The following is a 23,698-nucleotide window of genomic DNA, read 5'->3' on the forward strand; positions in this document are numbered from 1 at the left end:
CTCATGTCCCAGAAACCGAAACTTCAAAATAGTCGCCGCCGTTTTTTGCGTGATACCGTTCGCGCGGCAGGTGGATTGGCCGCTATTGGTGTGGTACTGGGGTTACAACAGCAAACCTCCCGAGCGAGCGGAATTCGTCTTCGTCCGCCGGGAGCCATTAATGAAAATGCATTTGCAAGTGCTTGTGTTCGTTGTGGTCAATGCGTGCAAGCCTGTCCTTATGACATGTTAAAACTGGCCACACTAGCCTCGGGATTAGCGGCGGGAACGCCTTATTTCATTGCACGGGAAAAACCTTGTGAAATGTGTGAGGACATTCCTTGTGCCAAAGTGTGTCCAAGTGGTGCATTGGATAAAGAGATCGACTCCATCAACGACGCTCGAATGGGGCTGGCAGTGTTACTTGATCAGGAAAACTGCCTCAATTTTCAAGGACTACGCTGTGATGTCTGTTATCGCGTTTGTCCGTTAATTGATGAAGCAATTACCCTAGAAATAGAGCAAAACCACCGTACCGGCAAACATGCTCGCTTTTTACCTACAGTGCATAGCAGTGCTTGTACTGGATGTGGTAAATGCGAGCAAGCTTGTGTTTTAGAAGAGGCGGCAATCAAAGTGCTTCCATTAACGCTGGCTAAAGGGGAGTTAGGACATCACTACCGCTTTGGTTGGTTGGAGGGAAATGATGGCAAATCGTAAACGCGATGCTGGGCGTGAGGCACTGGCGAAAAAAGGGTGGTGGCAAAGTCACAAATGGTTGTGGATGCGTCGGGTCAGCCAATTTTTGGTGTTAGCGATGTTTTTGAGTGGGCCTTGGTTTGGGGTATGGATCTTACACGGTAACTATAGCAGTAGTTTATTGTTAGATACCGTGCCATTAACCGACCCACTGATTACATTAGAAAGCCTTGCAAGTGGCTATTTGCCAGCCATTTCAGCATTAATTGGCGCTGCCATTGTATTACTGGTTTATGCATTTTTAGGAAAACGCATTTTTTGCAGTTGGGTATGTCCGATTAATCCAGTGACAGATGCCGCGGCGTGGCTACGTCGTAAATTCGATTTTAATCAATCCGCGACGATACCGCGCTATATCCGTTATGTGTTGCTTATCGTGATTTTGATAGGCTCCGCGGTCACGGGAACTTTAGTGTGGGAATGGATTAACCCCGTTTCATTAATGGGCCGAAGTCTAATATTCGGTTTTGGCAGCGGAGCGTTGCTACTGCTCGCCTTATTTTTATTTGATTTACTCGTTGTGGAGCATGGCTGGTGCGGCCATCTATGTCCGCTCGGTGCGTTATATGGCATCGCGGGCTGTAAAGGGGCTATCACCGTTGCAGCGATGAACAAACAAAACTGTACCCGCTGTATGGATTGCTTCCACATTTGTCCGGAGCCGCAAGTACTGCGAGCGCCGGTTTTAGATAAACAAGCCCCAGTCATGATATCTGATAAGGATTGCATTACATGCGGTCGTTGTATTGATGTGTGTTCTGAGGATGTTTTTAAAATAACACTACGATGGAGTTCGGGAGCGAAATCATGAAAATCCATGCCCTGATTAAGACAGCGAGCCGTTGGATGGTTGGAATGGCCCTCATTGCGACGAGCCTGACTTGGGCTGCAAATGGCGTCGATCTTTCTAAGTCACCAGAAGTGTCTGGTACTCAAGAGGGGAGCATTCATATCCCTAAAGAGCAGGAAAGAATGGCATTAAACTATGTGAATCAACCTCCTATGATCCCACATAGTGTTGAAGGATATCAAATTACCACCAACACAAACCGTTGCTTGCAATGCCATGGTGTTGAAAACTATCGCACCACAGGGGCACCTCGCGTGAGTCCAACTCACTTTATGGATGCGACGGGTAAGGTGCTGGGCGGGGTAGCACCAAACCGTTATTTCTGTTTGCAGTGTCATGTACCACAGTCAGATACTTCACCCATTGTGGATAACACATTCACCCCATCCAAAGGCTTTGGTCAATAAGGGGCACTCATGGCTAAGAATAATGAAAAACCGGGTTTGATCCGTCGAGTATGGCAGTGGTGGCGACGTCCAAGCCGCTTGGCATTGGGAACGTTGTTACTGATTGGTTTTGTGAGTGGCGTCATTTTCTGGGGCGGATTCAACACGGGCATGGAAATGGCGAATACAGAAGAGTTTTGTATTAGTTGTCATGAAATGCGTGAGAATGTTTATGAAGAGTACATGGACACTATTCACTACACTAACCGTAGTGGTGTGAGAGCAACTTGCCCTGATTGCCATGTACCCCATGAATTTGTGCCTAAAATGGTCAGAAAGATCAAAGCGAGTAAAGAACTTTATGGTAAGGCATTTGGCATCATTGATACCCCACAAAAATTTGAAGAGCATCGTTTAGCGATGGCGCAAAATGAGTGGCGAAGGATGAAAGATAACGATTCACAGGAATGTCGTAATTGCCATAACTTTGAATATATGGATTTTACAGCCCAAAAAGGGGTCGCTGCTAAAATGCATGACCAAGCCATTATTGATGGAAAAACCTGTATTGATTGCCATAAAGGGATAGCGCATAAGTTACCTGATATGCGTGACGTTGAACCTGGTTTTTAAATGAAAAAAGCGGGTTCATGACGAGTGCTTGAATCCGCTTATGTCTGACAAGCACCGAGGCTATTGAACAGTTAATTGTTTGACTAGCCTCAAGTTATATTTGTGTTATATCAATAAACCCATCGTTAATACGTGTATGGTATATTGCAGCAGCATAACGTTTGCCAGCGATATGATCCGGAGCCCTTAAATATGTGGAAAAAGCTTCACCAACTTGCCATCCCTGTCAACCTCTATCAATTATGTGGACGATTGACACCTTGGTTTATTATTCTCAGTGTCATTTTTTTAGCACTAGGATGGGGGTGGGGATTCGGGTTTGCACCAACTGATTATCAGCAAAGTGACAGCTATCGCATCATGTACATCCATGTTCCTGCTGCAATGTGGTCCATGGGAATTTATGCCACGATGGCGATCATCGCATTTATTGGCTTAGTTTGGCAGATGAAAGTCGCTGAACTGGCGATTGCAGCCATGGCGCCAATTGGCGCTGTTTTTACCTTTATCGCTTTAGTCACTGGGGCGACATGGGGAAAACCGATGTGGGGTGCATGGTGGGTGTGGGATGCACGTTTAACTTCTGAGCTTATCCTCTTTTTCCTTTATGTCGGTATTATTGCTCTTTGGCATGCATTCGATGATCGTCGAACAGCCGGAAAAGCGGCTGCAATATTAGTGTTAATTGGTGTCATTAATTTACCGATTATTCACTATTCTGTTGAATGGTGGAATACACTGCATCAGCCGTCAACACGTATGCAGCAAAGTATTAATCCTGCGATGCGCACACCATTGCGCTTAGCGATTCTAGGTTACCTATTTTTATTTATTTCTCTGACGCTGGTGCGTTTACGTAATCAACTCTTACTACTGGAACGTAATCGCCCGTGGGTTCTTGATATTGTGAACAAGAAGGGGCGCAAATCATGAGTAGTGCATTTGCATCTTGGAGCGATTTTTTTGCGATGGGAGGCTATGCATTTTATGTATGGCTAGCCGTCGCCTTGACGATTACCCCATTGTTGTTGCTGTGTATTCACACGGTGTTACAACGAAAAATGATAATTAACTCAATTATTGCACAGCAAGCAAGAGAAGCGAGACAAAAAGCGGCACGAGCGCGTCGGGAGGTTGAGTGAATATTCGTCGTAAAAATAGATTATGGCTAGTCTGTGCAATCCTGATTGGTGTGGGGTTAACGGTAGCATTATTACTTTATGCACTTCGCTCCAGTATTGATCTGTTTTATACGCCCGGAGAGATTATTTATGGAAAACGGGAAACACAACAGATACCCGAAGTCGGACAACGCTTACGTGTTGGTGGAATGGTGATGCCGGGCACTGTGCAGCGTGATCCTGATTCACTCAAAGTCACTTTTACCGTGTATGACGCTGAAGGGGAAGTTGACGTCAGCTATGACGGTATCTTGCCTGATTTATTCCGTGAAGGTCAGGGCGTTGTTGTGCAGGGCGAGTTGGCTGAAAATCACCATGTTATTGCGAAAGAAGTACTCGCTAAACATGATGAAAATTATACGCCACCAGAAGTTGAGCAAGCGATGCAAGAAAATCACCGCAGACCCGCGGCTGCTTATAAGGATAACGCGTCATGATCCCTGAGGTTGGAAACCTATTATTATGTCTAGCATTGGGGATTGCAGTATTACTGTCTGTCTATCCATTATGGGGCGTATCGCGGCATGATGAACGACTGATGCGTTCATCTAGGCCTTTGGCTTGGCTACTATTTTTGTGTGTCACGGGCGCTTTTTTGGTCTTGGTCAATGCATTCGTTGTGAATGATTTTTCTGTTACTTACGTCGCTAATAATTCCAATACGCAATTGCCGATCTGGTACCGTGTGGCGGCAACATGGGGAGCTCACGAAGGTTCCTTGCTGTTATGGGTACTGTTGATGAGTGGTTGGACATTTGCGGTCGCCTTGTGTAGCTATCGTATGCCACTGGATATTGTGGCACGTGTTTTAGCCGTGATGGGAATGGTCAGTGTAGGTTTTCTATTATTCATTATTTTTACCTCTAACCCATTTTCACGCACATTACCGTCTTTCCCAATTGAAGGTCGTGACCTCAACCCACTTTTGCAAGACCCCGGTTTGATTTTTCATCCACCATTATTGTACATGGGCTATGTCGGATTCTCGGTGGCTTTTGCGTTCGCGATTGCAGCGCTATTAAGTGGTCGCTTAGATAGTTCGTTTACGCGCTTTGCTCGGCCATGGACGATGGCAGCTTGGTTTTTCTTAACATTAGGGATCATGCTAGGTTCAGCTTGGGCTTATTATGAGCTAGGCTGGGGAGGCTGGTGGTTCTGGGATCCTGTTGAAAATGCTTCATTTATGCCTTGGTTAGTCGGAACCGCGTTAATACATTCATTGGCAGTCACTGAGCAGAGAGCCACTTTTAAGGCTTGGTCACTATTGTTGTCTATTTTTACATTCTCACTCTGCTTACTTGGTACCTTCCTCGTTCGTTCTGGCGTATTGGTTTCTGTGCATGCTTTCGCTTCAGATCCTTCCAGAGGGTTATTTATTTTAGCCTTTATGGTGTTAGTGATTGGCGGTTCATTGCTGCTGTTCGCAGTGAGAGGGCACAAAGTGCGTTCACGCGTTAATAATGCGCTTTGGTCGAGAGAGTCGATGTTATTGGCTAATAACGTGATCTTAACAGCCGCCATGCTAGTGGTGTTATTAGGCACATTATTACCGCTGGTTCATAAACAAATCGGCCTTGGAAGTATTTCGATAGGCGAACCCTTCTTTAACACCATGTTTATTGCCTTGATGGTGCCATTCGCACTGTTATTAGGTATCGGGCCGCTGGTACGTTGGGGACGAGATCGCCCCGCATCAATTCGCAAATTATTACTGATTGCATTGTTAGTGACGTTGATTTTGTCATTTCTGTTACCGTGGCTCATGCAAGATAGATTTGAGGCGCTCACCATACTTGGCTTGATGATGGCTTGTTGGATAGCGATATTAGCCGTCGCTGAAATGCGAGTGCGTATTAGCAAAAAAATTAAGCTGACGCCGAGCTATTGGGGAATGGTATTTGCACATCTAGGTTTGGCGGTGACGATTGTTGGAATTGCCTTTAGCCAAAATTACAGCATTGAACGTGATGTTAAAATGAAACCGAACGAAAGTGTGGTTATCCGTGATTATACTTTTGTATTTAATGGGGTACATGAAGCAGATGGCCCTAACTATCAAGGTGTTATTGGTAATATTGATGTTAAAGAAAACGGCAAACTGCTGACAAAACTTCAGCCTGAAAAGCGTTTTTATAATACCAGTCGTGCAGTCATGACTGAAGCGGCTATTGATGGTGGTTTTACCCGAGACCTGTATGCGGCATTAGGTGAAGAAATCGGTCCAAATGTTTGGACGATGCGTCTTTACTATAAACCATTTGTACGTTGGATATGGTCTGGCGGCATCTTAATGGCTGTTGGTGCACTGTTCTGCCTGTTCGATCCACGTTATCGTCGCCGTAAACCTGTGCCGGAGGCTGTATGAGCCGCAAAGTATTTTTGATCCCATTGGTTATTTTTGCTGCAATTGCTGCGGTTTTATTATGGCAATTAATGCGGAATGCGGAAGGTGATGATCCACGCTTATTGGAGTCTGCTTTAGTCGGAAAACCTGTGCCTGTATTTCGTTTAGAGTCTTTGGAAAACCCTGGACAACATTACGAATCTAATGTCTTGATACAGGGTAAACCTATTTTATTAAATGTGTGGGCAACATGGTGCCCTACGTGTCGTGCAGAGCACAAGTACCTCAATGAACTTGCAGCTCAGGGGGTACGAGTGGTAGGCCTCAATTACAAAGATGATAGGCAAAAAGCCATTGTTTGGTTACGCGAGTTAGGTAATCCCTATGATTTAAGCCTATTTGATGGTGAAGGCATGTTAGGCCTTGATTTAGGCGTTTACGGAGCACCAGAAACTTTTTTGATTGATGGCAATGGTATTATTCGCTATCGCCATGCAGGAGCGATGGATGAGCAAGTCTGGAATAAGGAAATGAAGCCGCTGTGGGATAGATATAGCAAGGAGGCCAATCAATGAAATACCTTATTGGCTTTTTGATGTTTCTGCTGACCGCTACGCATACTTTTGCAGCGACAGAGGTTTTTACCTTCGATAATGAGCAACAGGAGCAGCAGTTTCGTAAATTAACCGAGGAGCTACGCTGCCCTAAATGTCAAAATAATAGTATCGCTGATTCAAATTCTATGATCGCGTTAGACTTACGCCAAAAAGTGTATGAGCTAATGAAAGAAGGCAAAAGCCGTGACGAAATTGTTGATTATATGGTGGCGCGGTACGGTTATTTTGTCACTTATAATCCGCCGTTGACGCCATTAACACTGTTGTTATGGGGCTTACCTTTTGCCGCTATTATTGTGGGGGGATGGATTATCTATGCACGTTCTAAAAAGCGAATACGTATAAAGAGTGTTGCTGAGCATGAGCCGCAACTGGTTGATGCACTAGAATCAACACGCGCAAGTGGTTGGGTATATGTTCCTGGGGTGATTATTGCGGTTGGTATTGGGATTACAGCTTATTATCAGGTAGGAAATTATAGCAAAGTTACTGATTGGAATTTGGCTTACCAGCAAGCTCCAGCTTTACTCGATAGGGCATTAGATCCGTCAGAGCCGCCATTAAATAATGAAGAAATGGAACGCCTTGCATTAGGACTACGTTCTCGGTTACAGGATGAACCTTTGAATGTGGATGCATGGGTGATGTTAGGTCGCATAGGCATGGTGTTAAATAACGCAACAATGGCGACAGATGCATATGAGCGTGCTTACCGTCTTAAACCCACAGATGATAACATTGCATTAGGCTATGCCGAGGTTTTAACCCGTTCTTCTGATCCGGAAGATAATCGGTTGGGGGGCGAGTTATTACGCAAATTGATCGCTGAAAATCGAATGAATGTGAAGGCGCTCAGTATGTTTGCCTTTAATGCATTTGAACAAGAACGTTACGCTGAAGCAATCTCGGCTTGGCAGATGATGCTGAAGCTATTGCCTGAAAACGATCAGCGTAGACGTGTTATTGAACGTAGTATTGAGCAAGCATTAATGATGATACATGAGAAAAAAGCGGCTCAGCAGTAGCGGGTTAAATTTTTCAACGAAATAAAAAAGGGGAGCTAAAGCTCCCTTTTTTTATTTTTCACGATAGATTTAATTTTAATGTCAATAGGTTACCTTTTACTGTGAGTTGTATTAGCCATCATTTTTCTGGTCAGGTAACGTGTGACAGGGTACTGATTGGAGTGGAACCGAATTTTTTAGTCTGCTGATGACATTTATAGGAAAAAATAAAATCAATGAAAATGCAAAAATTTGAATCGATTCAATTTTGAATTTAGCGGGTTAAAATTGAAAATTAAGTAATTTATTTATTTAAAACTCTTTATAATTAACTATTAGTGATAAGTTTATTTTTCTTTTTATAATTGATTGAAATAAATGTCTAATTTCATTTAATTTTGTTTTTTTATAATAAATCATATAGATGTTATTTTAATCTTAAATCAAATGATAATTAAATTAGCTAATGTTTTCTTATTTTATTTTGTATTTAAAATTAAATTTACCTTAACGTAATATGCTTTTGCTTTTTTTTGTTTTTATTTTTGTGTTTTTTGCTTTTTTTTGCTTTGTCTTGGGAACATATGATTATTATCACATTAAAATAACATTATCTGAATTAGAGTAAATGCCATGAGGTAAAATGGCATGAAAGCAGAACGACATAAAAAAATAATTAATTTTTTAAAAAATGCAGGCTCAGCAAAAGTTTCTGTTTTGTCGAAAGAACTGAATGTCACAAAAGAAACCATTAGAGCAGATTTAAATTCTTTGGCAAAAAAAGGAATTGTTAGCCGTTGCCACGGTGGCGCATTCATTGAATTTGAATCCCTAGATAAAGTTGCAAAAAAAGAAATTATACAATTTCTTGAATGTAACGATAGCCTTAATGAAATTACCAATAAGGATGATTCAGTGAACGGCAAAGTTTGTGTATTAGGTTCATTTAATGTTGATATGATAAGTTATTTGCCTCGATTACCAGAGGCTGGCGAGTCATTATTATCAAATAAATTTATATTTTCACCGGGTGGCAAAGGATGTAATCAGGCCTTAGCTGCAAGTTATTCAGACTCACAGGTACACTTTATTACTAAAATTGGTACTGACCAATTTAGTGATTATGCGGTGAATTTTATTTCATCATCAAAAATTAAGACATCAACTATTTATCAGACCGAAAAATTCCAAACAGGTACAGCATCAATTTTTGTTTCGGAAAATAGTGGCGAAAATATCATCTCAATTTATCCTGGCTCGAATATGGATATTAGTTCAGATGAAGTGAAAATCCAAAAAGATAAGATTATTAATTCTAATATTATCCTGTTGCAGCTTGAAACCAATATTGAGGCATTAAGGGAAATTATTTCAATAGGTAATGAATATAATATCCCAATTATTTTAAATCCAGCACCTTATAGTGACATTGCGATTGAGCTATTGGAAAAGGTCGATATTTTAACGCCAAATGAAACTGAAGCGAGTTTGCTCTCAGGTGTCAATGTTGTTGATATGGAATCTGCAAAAAAAGCGGCAGAAATTATTCATACCAAAGGTGTTAAGAAGGTTGTCATAACGCTGGGAAGTAAAGGTTCTATTGCTTATGATGGCAATAAATTCATTTACTCCCCCGCTTATACGGCTGTCGTTAAAAATACCGCAGGTGCAGGAGACGCGTTTAATGGTGCGTTGGCCGCATCATTAGCGAAAGGAAAACAGTTTTCTTATGCGTTGCGTTATGCCTCTGCATTTTCATCGCTTGCCGTAGAAACCAGTAATGCTTCAGAAATGCCTGAAGATATTAATGTGATGTATCGTATTAACCAAACAACCTACTCGCAGGTTGTTACTCAGTCCCCTGAATAATTCATATTCTGAAAGAGGAATAAAAATGAAAATTTTATTTATTGGTGAGTCATGGCACATTCATATGATTCATACTAAAGGCTACGACAGTTTTACTTCGAGTAAATATGAAGAGGGGGCGACATTTTTATTAAGCTGCCTAAGAAATAAAAATGTCGAAATTGATTATATGCCTGCTCATACCGTTCAAATGGCATTTCCTAAAACGGTGGAGGAATTGGAAAAATATGATGTTGTTGTCATCAGCGATATTGGTGCAAATACATTCCTATTACAGAATGATACTTTCTATAATATGAAAGTATTACCAAATGCACTGCAATTAATTAAGCAATACGTAATTAATGGTGGTGGGTTATTAATGATTGGTGGCTATTTGTCCTTTATGGGCATTGAAGCTAAAGCGAATTATAAAAATACGCTATTGGCGGATGTATTGCCAGTTGAAATGTTAGACGGTGATGACCGTGTTGAAACACCAGAAGGTATTTTTGCAACGCCAGTTAATTCTGCACACGATTCAGTTAAAGGTTTTGGCAATTGGCCAATGTTCTTAGGCTATAACAAAGTTAAAGCTAAAGATAATACTGAAACGGTTCTAAATATTGGCGAAGATCCATTATTAGTTTTCGGCGAATATGAAAAAGGTAAAACAGCCTGTTTTATGAGTGATTGCTCACCACATTGGGGAAGTAAAGAATTTATGGCTTGGGAACATTACTCTGATATGTGGGTAAATATTCTAAAACAGATCGCTCGCTAATTAAAATATCATCAAAAGTAAAATAGCAAAAAAATAAGAAATTAAGTGTGGGGAGTTCCCCCGCACTTTGTACTCCGATTACAAAAATAATGACTCATAGTCAAAAATCCAAAAGGAATATTTTATGAGTGCAAAAAGTTATTCTACACCTTTACTGATGATAGCAACGGTTTTAGCCGGTATGTTATCGCCAATGCAATCTGCTGTTAATGGGCAACTAGGGGATGTATTAAAAGACGGTAATGCCAGCGCTGTGATTTCTTTCGCCAGCGGTTTAGTTGTGATGTTTTTTATTATCATAGCTAAAAAACAGACCAGACAACAATTTGCTGCCATTCCCAGTTTAATTAAACAACGTAAAATTCCATTATGGAACTGGTTTGCAGGTTTATGTGGCGCAATGGTCGTCTTCTCTGAAGGGGCTTCTGCGAGTGCTCTGGGGATCGCAACATTCCAAACCGCATTGATTTCAGCACTATTATTATCAGGCTTACTGTGTGACCGTTTTGGGATCGGTATTGACGAGAAAAAACCGTTTACCACTTTCCGTGTATTAGGGGCTGTTTTTGCTGTTGTTGCCACCTTATTTGTTGTTTCACCGCAATGGCATTCGACGTCAGCGATTTACTTAGCCATTCTTCCATTCTTAGCTGGTCTCTTAGCTGGATGGCAGCCTGCGGGTAACTCGAAAGTTGCAGAAGCGACAGGGTCAATGATGGTCTCTATCACTTGGAACTTTATTGTTGGCTTCACCGTTTTAACCGTCGCGCTGGTGATTCGTATGGCGCTGGGTCACATCACCCTTGAATTACCAGGTGTGTGGTGGATGTATCTCGGTGGACCATTAGGACTTATGTCTATCGCATTAATGGCTATCTTGGTTCGTGGATTAGGATTGTTAATGTTGGGGGTGGCATCAACAGCAGGGCAATTACTCGGTTCTGTGCTGATTGATTTATTGCTGCCATCACTGGGAAATACTGTTTATCTAGTGACGATCATTGGAACTCTATTTGCACTCGTCGGTGCGATTATTACGACTATTCCTGAATTTAAAGAAGCAAAGGCTGCAAAAACAGCAGGAGTATAAAATGAAAGGTTATATTCAGACAGTAACTGGACCAGTTAAAAAAGAAGATATGGGTTTGACTCTTCCCCATGAACATCTGTTTAACGATTTATCAACGGTAGTCGATGAACCTTTTTATGATTTCTCACATGTCTTAGTCGATAAAAAAGTCAGTGCGGATATTCAGTGGGGGCTTAAACATGATCCATATTGCTGCTGTGACAATATGGATAAAAAACCCATCGATGATGTGATTTATGAAGTGAATAACTTCAAAGAGCTTGGAGGGAAAACCTTAGTTGATGCAACAGGCTCTGAAGCGATTGGTCGTGATGTCCGTCAATTACGTGAAGTGGCGATAAAAACAGGTATTCATGTTGTTGCTTCCTCGGGGCTATATATCGAGAAATTTGAAGGCGAGCGTCTGGTTAAAAGCATCGATGAGATGGCCAAAATGATCGATGATGAATTAAATATTGGTATTGATGGCACGGATATTCGAGCAGGTATGATTGGTGAGATTGGGGTGTCACCATTTTTTACTGAGGGCGAAAAAAATAGCCTTAGAGCAGCATCTGTAGCACAGCTAGCCAACGACCATGTTTCTATGAATATTCATATGCCAGGCTGGCAACGTCGTGGTGATGAGGTATTGGATATCTTAATTAAAGAAATGGGCGTTAACCCCGCTAAAATCTCATTGGCACATTCAGATCCCTCCGGAAAGGATATCGATTATCAACGCCGTATGTTGGACAGAGGCGTATGGCTTGAATTCGATATGATAGGTCTTGATATTTCCTTTCCAAAAGAAGGGGTTGCGCCAACCGTTACTGAAACGGTTGATGCAGTCTATAAACTGATCGAGTTGGGATACAGTAACCAGATTGTTTTAAGTCACGATGTTTTCTTAAAACAGATGTGGGCTAAAAATGGTGGAAATGGTTGGGGATTTGTTCCCAATGTTTTCTTATCGTTATTGGCGAAAAAAGGTGTTGATAAAGCAACGCTAGATCGTTTATGTATCGATAACCCAGCTAATTTACTCACTTAATCAGTCACCCTTTGTTATTCGTTTTTTATTTTGCGGCGATAGCGTAATAGCGATTGCCGCTTTTTATTGGATCTTTTGAAACGAAGCGTGAAGCACATTTTCTATCTTATGGGTAACATTATTGACAAAAAACGATAACAACCAGAAGGTAAATAGGATACACTTTTGCCCGTTAAAAAATAAAAACAGATATGACGGAAAAACGTTGCACCTGCAAGCTAAATATAGACAACTCGCCGCTTATCTTGCGCTTCTTGCTGTCGCAATGCTGTTTATTGCTCCATTGATATCAAAATCAATGATGCAGATGGCAGACTGCTCTCTTGTGGATAGTCAGGCACAACATGCGATGCACCATGCGCATCAAGGGATGCCATTGCCAGAAGAATGCCATGCAAGTGGTATGATGAATCACCTGCTTATGTCAGGCGTTGGGTTATCTCCAATGGAAGACATTGCTTGTGGCTATTGTCAGCTATTGATTCATTTCCCATTTATCATTTTGTTTATTGCAGTGGTTATTCGCCAACTGCTCACTTTAACGATTTACTTACCCTTAGAACCTTGTGTTCGCCTTTATCTATTTCAACCTTGGTCTCTACGCTTTGCACGAGCGCCGCCTACACACTTTTCTTCTTAATTATTGAAAAATATTAAATTTAATCTGTCACATTTGCCGTATTAAGTGCAAAGGGTGCGCTTTATCTTGAATTTGGCTTGGCCAATTCAGGCGGCATTGTTACGTCATAAAGAAAAGAACTAGGCAAAATAATGAAAAAAGAAAATTTGGTCATCGCACCTGTCGCAATATGGGTTGCTACTGCACTTATTGCAAATACAGCATTCGCTCATGAAGAAAATCAAAGTAAATTCTCAGACAGCGCGGTGATGATAGTGACAGCACCTGTTGATTCACCATTGCTGATAAGTACATCACCAAAAACACCACGGCAGCCAGTGCCTGCAAGTGATGGTTCTGATTATTTAAAAACCATCCCCGGTTTTTCGCAGATTCGTAATGGTGGAACCAATGGCGACCCAGTATTTCGAGGTATGTTTGGTTCTCGATTACGTATTTTAACCAACAACAGTGAAATGTTGGGGGCTTGTCCATCACGTATGGACGCTCCTACGTCTTATATATCACCAGAAAACTTTGACTTACTGACAATGATTAAAGGGCCACAGTCTGTTTTGTGGGGACCTGGAAACTCAGCGGGAACTATCCGTTTTGAGCGTGAAAAGCCAGTATTTGATAAAGCGGGCATTCAAGGAAATGCGAGTGCGTTAGTCGCATCAAATCAGCGTTGGGATACGAATGCGGATGTCAGTATGGGCAATGAAAAGGGTTACTTACGTTTGATTGGTAACAAATCGCGTTCGAATGACTATAAAGATGGGGATGGTAATAAGGTGCCATCAAAATGGGATAAATGGAATGCCGATGTAGCCCTTGGTTGGACCCCTGACGAGTATACGTTATTAGAACTTACCGCGGGGAAAGGGGATGGAGAAGCGCGTTATGCCGGCCGTGGAATGGATGGTTCGCAATTTAAGCGTGAAAGCTTAGGTATGCGTTTTGAAAAAACGAACATTAGTACTCATTTTGATAAGTTAGAAGCCAACCTGTATTACAACTACGCGGACCATATCATGGATAATTACTCATTGCGTGATACCAGTGGCTCTGCGGGAAGTGGCTCAGGTCATATGGGACATATGATGGGCGGTGGTCATGGCATGATGAACATGCCAATGAAGATGCGTGTTGATCGTAAAACCGTCGGTGGTAGGGTCATGGGAACTTGGCTGTGGAGTGATTATGAACTGCGCGCTGGTGCTGATATGCAAAGTAACACACATCGTAAAGAGAGCAATGATCACTGGAATAAAGATGCACAATTTCAAGATTACGGTATTTTTGGTGAGCTGACATGGGATGCCAACGAACATGGAAAAGTTGTTACAGGTGCCCGAGCAGATAGGGTCTTAGTGGATAATGATACTACGATTGGCTCATCTGGCCGTAATACCGTGATGCCGGCTGGTTTTGTGCGTTATGAACATTCGTTGTCGGATATGCCAGTCATGTTGTACGCGGGGGTGGGTTATACCGAGCGATTCCCTGATTATTGGGAGCTGTTTTCACCAACCTATGGCCCTGATGGTACAACGAATGTATTTGATCATTTAAAAACTGAAAAAACGACTCAGTTAGATATCGGTGCAAAATATCATCACGAAAAAACCAGTGCATGGGTTTCTGCTTATATTGGCCGTGTGGATGATTTCATTTTATTCCGTTATAACCCACATAATTCACGAGAAAGCCAAGTTGAAAACGTTAATGCCATGATTATGGGGGGAGAACTGGGTGTTGCCCATAAATTAACGGATGAATGGAAAGCGGATGTGAGTCTTGCCTATGCTTGGGGAGAGAATCGTAGTGATCGACAACCATTACCACAAATGCCTCCATTAGAGACGCGTTTCGGGTTATCTTGGGAGAAAAATGATTGGACTGCAACAGGGTTAATGCGTGTAGTTAGTAGCCAACATCGTGTTGCAATCAATGATGGTAATGTCGTGGGTAAAGATTTTGGTCGTAGTGCTGGTTTTACTATTTTTTCTCTTAATACCGCTTATCGTGTTAACGATCATATGAAGTTAAGTGCTGGTGTGGATAATCTGTTTGATAAAAACTATAGCGAACACCTCAATTTAGCAGGTAATAGTGGATTTGGTTATTCATCTAATGAACCTGTAAATGAGCCTGGTAGAACGTTTTGGGCTAAATTAAACTTAACTTTTTAATTAGATATTACGGATTGAAAGTAACATAGCCGATAGTGATATCGGGTATTTCAAACTACTGACAAAGCCCTCGTTTTTTGAGGGCTTTGATCTTATAAGGTCAGTATAAATAATGAGCTAACCGATTGGTTAAAAGAAGCATTCCCCCAACAATATCAGTTCGCAGCCCTTGCGGTGAATGAACTGATTTCTGAAGAGCGCCTTGTTAGAAAAATCGATATCGCGATGAGGCTTGAATTTATTTTGATGTCTTCGCAATACAGGGTGGCTTCCTCTCTTTCATTGCGGTCAGTGCTTTTTTGCGGACAGTGTCAGTGATTGTCCCGCCGAAAATAAAAACGCAGGCCTGATTGTCACACAATAAACCATGACTTTTGGGCAAAATAAAAAGCAATAACCAGAGTTTTTACACTTTCAAAGCACAGTATATTGAGCTCATCATCGTCAATGAGGTATCTAACATGCTACTTAAAGGTAAAACGGCAATTATTACTGGCGCATCTTCAGGCATTGGTCGCTCTATTGCCATCATGTTCGCACAGAACGGGGCTTCTGTTTGTTTGACTGGCCGGCGTGAAGAAGAGCTTCAGCGAGTGGTAAGTGAGATCCGTTCTGCGGGGGGAACGGCGATTTATTATGTTGGAGATGTGTGTTTAGAAAAAACGCATAAGGGAATATCAGACCTAATATCTCAAGAGTTTGGTCAGTTAGATATTGCGGTTAACAATGCCGGTATGGTCGGGCCAATAAAACCCGTTGCCGAGTTCGATCTCAATGAATGGAATCAAGTTCAGAATACAAACTCTACCGCTGCGTTCTTAGGGGTTAAACACCAGATACCCTTGATGGTTAAATCGGGTGGTGGCTCGATCATATTCACATCCAGTTTTGTTGGCAGTCGTGTTGGGCTTCCCGGAATGAGCAGTTATGGTACGGCAAAAGCGTCCTTGCTGGCATTAGCTAAAGGTATCGCTGCGGATTATTCCGATAAGAAAATACGGGCAAACGTTATTTTACCGGGTGGGGTTAACACGGACATGGCAGGAGATCAGCAACAGCGTGAATGGGCTGCCAATTTACATGCAATGAAGCGGTTAGCTGAACCGGAAGAAATTGCATCTTCAGCGTTGTTTCTGGCGAGCTCTATGTCGAGCTTTATGACTGGGACTTCACTGTATGTTGATGGTGGCGTTTCAGTGTGCAAATAAGTTTTCTTTCAGAGTAAAAAGCCCCTACAGTAGGGACAAAATACCATCGGGGTCGCATATGGGAGTCATGGTAGTTTTTCCCTTGGAACGAAATGACGTCAGTCGTTGAACGGCGAATAAACCCCATGCAAAAAGCATGAGGCTCGTCAGTGGTCTAAAATACCCGATAGTGATATCGGGTATTTTATAAAAGAACGATGGATAGCGCTAAATATGGTTAGCGGCCAATATCTCTTAGGGCATGACCTTTCATTAAATTTTCTTCAATATGCTCTAATGAAACATTCTTTGTTTCAGGCACAAAGTAGAGTGTGACAATAATAAATAGGGCGTTCAGTGCCGCGTAAACCCAAAATGTATTGGTGTCTCCTAATGTTGATAGCAATGTTAGGAAGGTTGCACTGACAATCATATTGGCTATCCAGTTTGATGTAGTGGAACAAGTGATACCAAAATCACGTCCTCTCAAAGGTTGAATTTCAGAACAGAGCACCCACATAACGGGTCCTGCACTCACAGCAAAGCCAATAATAAAGATTAATAAAAAGGCGATGCTAGTGTACTGTGATAATTGAGAGTGAGCATCGAATGACAATAAGTAGGCAAGAAAACCGATACTGATTGCCATGACACTAAAGCCAAAGGTTAATAATTTTTTCCGCCCGAAACGGTCAACAATCGAAATCGCAAAAATAGTGGCGATGACGTTGACGAGACCAATGAGAACGGTGCCATACATTTGCTGAACGGTACTTTCAAAACCAGCGAGCGAAAAAATTTTGGGCGCATAATACATAATGACATTAATACCGGTCAGTTGTTGCATAAATTGTAATGCAATCCCCAAAAAGACAGTGCGGCGGAAATTACTGTTGCTTTTGAATAATCCAAATCCAGTTTGTTTTACTTTTAAGCTGTTAAATATATCCTCTAATTCTTGTATTGCTTCAGTTTCTGATTTCCTTAATTTTAATAAAATAGCTTTGGCATCATTAGACCTATTTTTGCTGGCTAACCAACGAGGGCTTTCGGGTAAAAAAGTGACACCAATAAATAACAGAACAGCAGGAATAGCGGTTATTCCGAGCATCCAACGCCATGCATGATCATAACTAAAAGCAGTATCAGAAATAAAAGCCAGTAAAATACCAATAGTAATCATTAACTGATACATAGAGATCATCCCACCCCGGATCTTTTTAGGTGCAATTTCTGATAAATAAGCGGGGGTCGTGAATGATGAAATACCAATAGCGAGTCCTAATATGACTCTTGAAAAAATAAGTATATTGGCATTGGGTGAAAAAGCAGAACCTAACGCACCGATAATAAATAATATTGAGCTAATTAATAAACTTTTCTTTCTTCCCCCCAAAGAAGATAACCAGCCACTAATAATTGCACCGGCGGCTGCACCGAACATCATTGAGCTAACGACGAGTTCTTGTTGGGTTGAAGATATATCAAACTGCTGACTTATAAAGGGAAGGGCGCCAGAAATAACACCGGTATCTAAACCAAAAAAAAGGCCTGCTAGCGCGGCGAGTAAGCCGACAAAGATAACCATAAGACCCGTTGGTGTATTATTTTTAACCATGATCATTAGTCCCTTATCGTAAAGTTAGATTATTATTTATCTGTCCTTTCAAAAGATAAGACTCAGATTTATCCTAACGCGATATTTATCTATTTTCAATGGGAGATAGTTATATTAAATATTAACCTTATTTAAACAACATTCAAATAAATATGTGGAATGATACAATGTAGTCGTTATTGGAATATCATTTATTGATGTTTGTTTTGATAATGAAATTGATATTTATTAATGTTAATGATCATAAAAGTATTCAACGTTATTTATGTCAAAATAGCTGTATACAGAAGATGGGGAATTAACGATTAACTCACATGAACATTTTATTCTAAATCTAAAATGTCTTTTTGTATCATCAATATATTAAATTAAATAATAGACTACATTTGAATGACGATTTTATCGGTAATTGATAGAGCTTATGATGATGGTTGATAATGAGCCATCATTCTATTTGAGGAGCTTTTGAATTTATTATTGATGTATTTTTATTGCTTCAGTCCATATAAACGAATATGTATTATCGGCAATATTACTGCGGTTGTTTTGTTTTTTTATTAACGTTCAGGATGGGAGTCATAACCCCTCGCGTTGCGAAGGGCAATGATAGTGTCAGATAATGACGGGAATATAATAGTTTAGCTCTTTAAGGTAGGTACGAGGACTATTAAGAAATGATTGGTAATTAGGCTTAGTTTTTAAGACATAGTTTTCAATGTCACAGCCTTCTCCTCTCGCTATATCCATACTCGCGAGGACTTTCCCATAAACAGTGTAGATGATATCGTTGTAATCGATGCCATGAAGCTCATCGCAGGTAAACTTAATTTGTAAATAGTCACCATCAGGGAGAGTTATCGTTTTGGGATTAAAGGCGACAGTATCAAGGTCATCCTCATCCAATGCAGTGGTATAACAAAATTGTCCTTCCTGCGAGTCGATCGTATCAACGCCATGAATTGCATATAAATTAGTGGTAACGCATTGGGTTTCACTGAGGAATTCTCGCCAGTAATAGCGTCTGAGTTCTTCAGTTTTAAAATTCCACTCATTAATCCCTTTTGTATACCGGTGCTGTTTGCCGATAAGTGTGATGGGCTCTAACTTGGTTAGGCTAACCTCAACACTAAATTCTTTGCTTTCCCTTAATGGCAAACAAAAGCCTTCAATTTTCCAGCCTGTTCTTTTGCGATATTCAGAAGGTGTGACATTGAACTGTTTTTTAAAGGCTCGACAAAATGTTTGTTGCGAGTCAAATCGATAACGCAAAGAGATATCCATAATGCTATCGTTTGTGAGCCGAAGAGCCACTGCTGAACAAGATAAACGCCTAGCACGGATATAGGAACCTAAGGCAAGCCCTGTTTGATTTTTAAATAGGCGTTGGAAATGCCATTTAGTATATCCTGATTTTTCAGCAACAGTATCTAAAGATAGGCGAGACTCTAAATTTTTCTCGATCCAAAGAATAATTTCTCTGATAACACTTTCTTGAAGCATGATGACCCTTTTAAATCGGCTTTGTCCAAGATCTAAAATAAAGATAGAGTGAACATGATTTGGACTTTTTAGGCTATACCAAAATACATTCCAGTCGGCATCAGGATAGCATGCCGACTGAGAATTTTTTTAAATAGTTGTGAAGTTAAGTAAGTTTATGACTAAAATCAAACCTAACTTAAATTATTAGTCCAATCTAAATCATATACTCACAAAATGATAGGGTTAATTTGCCAAATTTGAGAAGCATAGTCTTTTATCGTTCTATCTGACGAAAAAAATCCCATATTGCAAATATTTTGTGCAACTTTGGCTTGCCAAGCTAATGGGTCTTGATATAGATGATCGACCTGTTCTTGCGTATTAATGTAGCTACGATAATCTGCAAAGAGTAAATATTGATCGCCGCCATCTAATAAGCTATGCGTTAAATCTTGATAAAAATTAGGGGTATCAGGTTTAAAATAGCCGTTCGCAATTTGGTCTATGACCTGTTTTAGTTCCGTATCATTTTCATAATACCAGCGTGGGTAATAGTAGTTTTGCTTGATTTGTTTCACTTGATCAATGGTATTCCCGAATATGAAAATATTATCAGGACCGACATGCTCACGAATTTCAACATTGGCGCCATCTAATGTGCCTATTGTTAACGCCCCATTTAGCGCAAATTTCATATTACCCGTTCCCGACGCTTCAGTACCTGCGAGAGATATTTGTTCAGAAAGATCGGTCGCAGGGATAATTTTTTGTGCCAAACTGACACTGTAATCAGGGATAAAAACGACTTTTAGCCGTGAATCAATGCGTTGGTCATTATTAATAACGGTAGCAACATCGTTGATGAGATGAATAATTTTTTTAGCCGCGCTATAGGATGAGGCCGCTTTACCTGAAAAAATCACCACACGAGGTACCCAATTTTTTTCAGGATTAGCTAATATTCGATTATAGCGAGTAATGACATGCAGTAAATTTAATAGTTGGCGCTTATATTCATGGATGCGTTTGATTTGTACATCAAATAAGGCTTCGGGATTGATAACAATTTGCTGAGTTTGTGCAATAAAGTGCGCCAATTTCATTTTGTTACTTTTTTTCACTTGGCTCAATTTGTCTAAGAACTGTGGGTAATCTATCCATTGTTTCAGTTCGCAGAGCTGCGGTAAGTCAACTAACCATTGTTGGCCAATATAACTTTCTATCATCGACGTGAGTTCAGGGTTCGCAATGGCTAACCAACGTCTAGGTGTAATGCCATTGGTGATATTGCAAAATTTATTGGGAAAAATTTTAGCAAAGTCAGCAAAGAGAGAGTCCGTCATTAGCTGGCTATGTAGCTTAGAGACACCATTCACTTTATGGCTGACGATAGCTGCTAGCCAAGCCATTCGAACGAGCTGTCCATGCTCTTCATTAATGATGGAAACACGTCGAGGAAGTTCATAATCATGTGGAAACTCTTGGCTAACATGCTGTAAAAATTCATCATTAATTTGATAAATGATTTGCAAATGGCGCGGTAGAATTTTACGGATCATTTCAACTGGCCAAGTTTCCAGCGCTTCACTCATTAAAGTATGGTTTGTATAAGAAAATACTCTTTTTGCCAGAGTCATTGCTTCTTGCCAACTCACTTGGTGTTTATCGACCAGTAGTCGAATAAGCTCCGGAATAGCAAGAACAGGATGCGTATCATTTAAATGAATGGCTACTTTGTCCGCTAAGTTATCCCAACGTTTATACACTAGCCAGTGTCGATAAAGTATGTCTTGAACTGAAGCAGAAACAAGAAAAAATTCTTGCTTTAAGCGTAGTTCTTTTCCTGAATAGGTAGAGTCGTTAGGGTAAAGAACGCGGGAAACATTCTCAGAGTCATTTTTTTTCTTTACCGCTGAATAATATTCGCCATCATTAAAAATTTGTAGGTCGAACTCATCGCTTGCTTTAGCACTCCATAGACGGAGCGTATTGGTTGCTTCAGTATTATAGCCGGGAATGATTTGATCATAAGCAATGGCGATAATATCGTTAGTTTTTACCCATTGATAACGACCTTCTTCTTCGACTACATGGCCTTCAAATTGTATTTGATAGCGACTTTCTGTTCGAGGAAACTCCCAAGGATTTCCATGAGCAAGCCAGTCGTCTGGACATTCAATTTGCTGGCCATTACGAATGGTTTGTTTAAACATGCCGTATTCATAACGAATGCCATAGCCGCCACCGGGTAGGTTCAGTGTGGCTAGAGAGTCTAAAAAGCAAGCTGCTAGCCTCCCTAAACCCCCATTACCTAGACCTGGATCTGTTTCTTGCTCTAACAACTGTTCGAAATCGAATCCGAGTTCAGTCACTACTTGAGTCAGGTCATCATACATATTCATTGAAATCAATGCATTGGATAATGAGCGCCCAAGTAAAAACTCCATCGATAAGTAGTAAACTTGCTTAACCTGCTGCGAATAGGTCGCTCGATTAGTTGTCATCCAACGGTTTACAACCCGATCGCGTATCGCCAATAAAATAGCCTCTAACCATTCCCTTTGCGTTGCAATATAAGGTTCTTTGCCAATCACAAATTTCAATTTATAGATAATCGAGCTTTTTAGTGCCTCTTGTGTCACTTGGGGAGAATGACATTCATAAACAAAATGGGTGCTCACAATTTCATTCCTTATTCATGATTCAAATTATCTAACATTTCTTTTGTGACAAGAACGATACCCTGTTCAGTTCGGTAGAAACGTTGACTATCTTCTTCAGGGTTTTCACCAATGACTGTATTTTCAGGAATAATACAGCCTCGATCGATAATACAACGCCGCAGACGTGATGAACGTCCAACATTGACGCCGGGGAGTAAAATAGAAGATTCAATATTGCAAAATGAGTTAACTCTTACACGAGGGAATAATACGGAATGGATAACAATAGAGCCTGAAATAATACAGCCGCCTGCAACCAGTGAGTTCATCGTCATTCCATGGCTTCCAGAACGATCTTGCACAAATTTTGCTGGCGGTAATGGTTCCATATAAGTTCGAATCGGCCAGTTTCGGTCATACATATCCAACTCAGGTGTCACAGATGCTAGATCAAGTGTCGCGGACCAATAAGCTTCTAAGGTGCCGACATCGCGCCAATAAGGGGGAACATTGCTATTACTTGTGACGCATGAATATTCAAAGGGATGTGCGAGAGCTTCTCGGCGAGCAACAATTTTGGGAATGATATCTTTTCCGAAATCATTACTCGAATTGGGGCAAATACTATCGTCCTCAAGCATTTTGTAGAGATAATCACTATTAAAAATGTAGATCCCCATGCTGGCTAAACATGAATCGGGAGACGCTTTTAATACAGGAGGATGCTGAGGTTTTTCATGGAATTGAGTGATCCAGCGGTTATCATCAATTTCCATTATACCGAATTGATGGGCTTCTTCTTTTTTTACTTTAATACAAGCAACGGTAAATTTTGCGTCGTTATTTACATGATCGAGCAACATGCGAGAGTAATCCATCTTATAGATGTGATCACCGGCAAGGATCACGACATACTCAGCATCATAATTACGAATAATATCCATGTTCTGATAGACGGCATCAGCGGTGCCTTTATACCAGTGATCTGTTATTTCTCGCTGTTGTGCCGGAAGTAAATCGACAAACTCATTCATCTCTTCATTGAAAAAAGACCATCCTCTTTGTATATGTTGGACTAATGAATGAGATTGATATTGGGTGATGACACCAATACGTCTAATTCCAGAATTTAGACAATTGGATAATGCGAAATCGATAATACGAAATTTTCCCCCAAAGTGAACGGCGGGTTTAGCGCGTTTGAGGGTTAAACCTTTAAGACGTGTACCTCTACCACCAGCAAGGATTAGGGCAACTGATTTTTGAGGTAAATGACGTGCTAACATCATCATATTATTCATATCATTATGAGACATACCTTAGAACTCTCCAAAATGAACAAATTGTTATTTAAAGATTCCCCAGTTGCTGCATATATTTTATATTTGTTCTTTTTAATTCAGTGACCTAACTATTGTGTTATTCA

The 23,698-nt window shown here is 40.8% G+C and carries 21 protein-coding genes; 17 read left to right on the plus strand and 4 right to left on the minus strand.

What is annotated here, in order from left to right; genetic code table 11:
- Positions 1-3 precede the first annotated feature (3 nt).
- The 17 genes from napG to P2E05_RS05960 all read left to right on the plus strand — a co-directional run bounded on the left by napG (position 4) and on the right by P2E05_RS05960 (position 16,530).
- The gene (gene napG, locus P2E05_RS05880) at positions 4-699 is read left to right on the plus strand and encodes a ferredoxin-type protein NapG (RefSeq protein WP_276123050.1); all 696 of its coding nucleotides are present in this window, start codon (positions 4-6) and stop codon (positions 697-699) included.
- Positions 686-1,549 (plus strand): quinol dehydrogenase ferredoxin subunit NapH, encoded by an 864-nt coding sequence (napH, locus tag P2E05_RS05885; protein ID WP_247047579.1) that lies wholly within the window; start codon positions 686-688, stop codon positions 1,547-1,549. The genes napG and napH overlap by 14 nt, the downstream gene beginning before the upstream one ends.
- Positions 1,546-1,995, plus strand: a complete 450-nt coding sequence (gene napB, locus P2E05_RS05890; protein WP_154623888.1) for a nitrate reductase cytochrome c-type subunit — start codon at positions 1,546-1,548, stop codon at positions 1,993-1,995. The genes napH and napB overlap by 4 nt, the downstream gene beginning before the upstream one ends.
- 9 nt (positions 1,996-2,004) lie before the next feature.
- Positions 2,005-2,607, plus strand: a complete 603-nt coding sequence (napC, locus tag P2E05_RS05895) for a cytochrome c-type protein NapC (RefSeq protein ID WP_154623889.1) — start codon at positions 2,005-2,007, stop codon at positions 2,605-2,607.
- A 192-nt stretch (positions 2,608-2,799) separates the two neighbouring features.
- Entirely contained in the window at positions 2,800-3,540 is a 741-nt protein-coding gene (locus tag P2E05_RS05900; protein WP_247047578.1) for a heme ABC transporter permease, read from the plus strand.
- A complete protein-coding gene (gene ccmD, locus P2E05_RS05905; RefSeq protein WP_154623891.1) occupies positions 3,537-3,749 on the plus strand; it encodes a heme exporter protein CcmD in 213 nt (70 codons plus the stop codon). The genes P2E05_RS05900 and ccmD overlap by 4 nt, the downstream gene beginning before the upstream one ends.
- Entirely contained in the window at positions 3,746-4,225 is a 480-nt protein-coding gene (gene ccmE / locus P2E05_RS05910; protein WP_163860862.1) for a cytochrome c maturation protein CcmE, read from the plus strand. The genes ccmD and ccmE overlap by 4 nt, the downstream gene beginning before the upstream one ends.
- Positions 4,222-6,153, plus strand: coding sequence for a heme lyase CcmF/NrfE family subunit (locus tag P2E05_RS05915; RefSeq protein ID WP_276123051.1), 1,932 nt, complete (start codon positions 4,222-4,224; stop codon positions 6,151-6,153). The genes ccmE and P2E05_RS05915 overlap by 4 nt, the downstream gene beginning before the upstream one ends.
- Positions 6,150-6,707 carry a thiol:disulfide interchange protein DsbE gene (dsbE, locus tag P2E05_RS05920; protein WP_163860864.1) on the plus strand — a complete coding sequence of 186 codons (558 nt, stop codon included), beginning with the start codon at positions 6,150-6,152 and terminating at the stop codon, positions 6,705-6,707. The genes P2E05_RS05915 and dsbE overlap by 4 nt, the downstream gene beginning before the upstream one ends.
- Positions 6,704-7,774, plus strand: a complete 1,071-nt coding sequence (locus P2E05_RS05925; RefSeq protein WP_250000200.1) for a cytochrome c-type biogenesis protein CcmH — start codon at positions 6,704-6,706, stop codon at positions 7,772-7,774. The genes dsbE and P2E05_RS05925 overlap by 4 nt, the downstream gene beginning before the upstream one ends.
- 627 nt (positions 7,775-8,401) lie before the next feature.
- On the plus strand, positions 8,402-9,622 hold the full coding sequence (locus P2E05_RS05930) for a PfkB family carbohydrate kinase (protein WP_154635595.1): 1,221 nt from the start codon (positions 8,402-8,404) through the stop codon (positions 9,620-9,622).
- 25 nt (positions 9,623-9,647) lie between these two features.
- A complete protein-coding gene (locus tag P2E05_RS05935) occupies positions 9,648-10,385 on the plus strand; it encodes a glutamine amidotransferase (protein ID WP_154623976.1) in 738 nt (245 codons plus the stop codon).
- 124 nt (positions 10,386-10,509) lie between these two features.
- Positions 10,510-11,475, plus strand: coding sequence for a DMT family transporter (locus P2E05_RS05940; RefSeq protein ID WP_154622002.1), 966 nt, complete (start codon positions 10,510-10,512; stop codon positions 11,473-11,475).
- Between the two features lies 1 nt (position 11,476).
- Positions 11,477-12,508: a phosphotriesterase family protein gene (locus P2E05_RS05945; protein ID WP_154622001.1), complete on the plus strand. Its 1,032-nt coding sequence runs from the start codon at positions 11,477-11,479 to the stop codon at positions 12,506-12,508.
- A 265-nt stretch (positions 12,509-12,773) separates the two neighbouring features.
- Positions 12,774-13,148, plus strand: a complete 375-nt coding sequence (locus P2E05_RS05950) for a DUF2946 domain-containing protein (RefSeq protein WP_420794209.1) — start codon at positions 12,774-12,776, stop codon at positions 13,146-13,148.
- Positions 13,149-13,279: 131 nt separating this feature from the next.
- A complete protein-coding gene (locus tag P2E05_RS05955; RefSeq protein WP_154621999.1) occupies positions 13,280-15,322 on the plus strand; it encodes a TonB-dependent copper receptor in 2,043 nt (680 codons plus the stop codon).
- Between the two features lie 461 nt (positions 15,323-15,783).
- Complete coding sequence (locus P2E05_RS05960) at positions 15,784-16,530, plus strand: SDR family oxidoreductase (RefSeq protein ID WP_154621997.1); 747 nt, start codon at positions 15,784-15,786, stop codon at positions 16,528-16,530.
- A 217-nt stretch (positions 16,531-16,747) separates the two neighbouring features.
- Here P2E05_RS05960 and P2E05_RS05965 read toward each other — a convergent pair whose 3' ends face one another.
- The 4 genes from P2E05_RS05965 to glgC all read right to left on the minus strand — a co-directional run bounded on the left by P2E05_RS05965 (position 16,748) and on the right by glgC (position 23,588).
- Positions 16,748-18,127, minus strand: a complete 1,380-nt coding sequence (locus P2E05_RS05965; protein ID WP_154621996.1) for a sugar porter family MFS transporter — start codon at positions 18,125-18,127, stop codon at positions 16,748-16,750.
- 612 nt (positions 18,128-18,739) lie between these two features.
- Complete coding sequence (locus P2E05_RS05970) at positions 18,740-19,627, minus strand: helix-turn-helix domain-containing protein (RefSeq protein WP_154621995.1); 888 nt, start codon at positions 19,625-19,627, stop codon at positions 18,740-18,742.
- A gap of 209 nt (positions 19,628-19,836) precedes the next feature.
- On the minus strand, positions 19,837-22,290 hold the full coding sequence (gene glgP, locus P2E05_RS05975) for a glycogen/starch/alpha-glucan family phosphorylase (protein WP_250000202.1): 2,454 nt from the start codon (positions 22,288-22,290) through the stop codon (positions 19,837-19,839).
- A gap of 11 nt (positions 22,291-22,301) precedes the next feature.
- The gene (glgC, locus tag P2E05_RS05980; protein ID WP_196713394.1) at positions 22,302-23,588 is read right to left on the minus strand and encodes a glucose-1-phosphate adenylyltransferase; all 1,287 of its coding nucleotides are present in this window, start codon (positions 23,586-23,588) and stop codon (positions 22,302-22,304) included.
- Positions 23,589-23,698 lie beyond the last annotated feature (110 nt).

The sequence above is a fragment of the Providencia stuartii genome, from assembly GCF_029277985.1.
Classification (GTDB): Bacteria; Pseudomonadota; Gammaproteobacteria; order Enterobacterales; family Enterobacteriaceae; genus Providencia; species Providencia zhejiangensis.

Coding starts and splice junctions, on each gene's coding strand:
- napG (WP_276123050.1), top strand. CDS start 4: ATGTCCCAGAAACCGAAACTTCAAAATAGTCGCCGCCGTTTTTTGCGT.
- napH (WP_247047579.1), top strand. CDS start 686: ATGGCAAATCGTAAACGCGATGCTGGGCGTGAGGCACTGGCGAAAAAA.
- napB (WP_154623888.1), top strand. CDS start 1,546: ATGAAAATCCATGCCCTGATTAAGACAGCGAGCCGTTGGATGGTTGGA.
- napC (WP_154623889.1), top strand. CDS start 2,005: ATGGCTAAGAATAATGAAAAACCGGGTTTGATCCGTCGAGTATGGCAG.
- P2E05_RS05900 (WP_247047578.1), top strand. CDS start 2,800: ATGTGGAAAAAGCTTCACCAACTTGCCATCCCTGTCAACCTCTATCAA.
- ccmD (WP_154623891.1), top strand. CDS start 3,537: ATGAGTAGTGCATTTGCATCTTGGAGCGATTTTTTTGCGATGGGAGGC.
- P2E05_RS05915 (WP_276123051.1), top strand. CDS start 4,222: ATGATCCCTGAGGTTGGAAACCTATTATTATGTCTAGCATTGGGGATT.
- dsbE (WP_163860864.1), top strand. CDS start 6,150: ATGAGCCGCAAAGTATTTTTGATCCCATTGGTTATTTTTGCTGCAATT.
- P2E05_RS05925 (WP_250000200.1), top strand. CDS start 6,704: ATGAAATACCTTATTGGCTTTTTGATGTTTCTGCTGACCGCTACGCAT.
- P2E05_RS05930 (WP_154635595.1), top strand. CDS start 8,402: ATGAAAGCAGAACGACATAAAAAAATAATTAATTTTTTAAAAAATGCA.
- P2E05_RS05935 (WP_154623976.1), top strand. CDS start 9,648: ATGAAAATTTTATTTATTGGTGAGTCATGGCACATTCATATGATTCAT.
- P2E05_RS05940 (WP_154622002.1), top strand. CDS start 10,510: ATGAGTGCAAAAAGTTATTCTACACCTTTACTGATGATAGCAACGGTT.
- P2E05_RS05945 (WP_154622001.1), top strand. CDS start 11,477: ATGAAAGGTTATATTCAGACAGTAACTGGACCAGTTAAAAAAGAAGAT.
- P2E05_RS05950 (WP_420794209.1), top strand. CDS start 12,774: ATGCTGTTTATTGCTCCATTGATATCAAAATCAATGATGCAGATGGCA.
- P2E05_RS05955 (WP_154621999.1), top strand. CDS start 13,280: ATGAAAAAAGAAAATTTGGTCATCGCACCTGTCGCAATATGGGTTGCT.
- P2E05_RS05960 (WP_154621997.1), top strand. CDS start 15,784: ATGCTACTTAAAGGTAAAACGGCAATTATTACTGGCGCATCTTCAGGC.
- P2E05_RS05965 (WP_154621996.1), bottom strand. CDS start 18,127: ATGGTTAAAAATAATACACCAACGGGTCTTATGGTTATCTTTGTCGGC.
- P2E05_RS05970 (WP_154621995.1), bottom strand. CDS start 19,627: ATGCTTCAAGAAAGTGTTATCAGAGAAATTATTCTTTGGATCGAGAAA.
- glgC (WP_196713394.1), bottom strand. CDS start 23,588: ATGTCTCATAATGATATGAATAATATGATGATGTTAGCACGTCATTTA.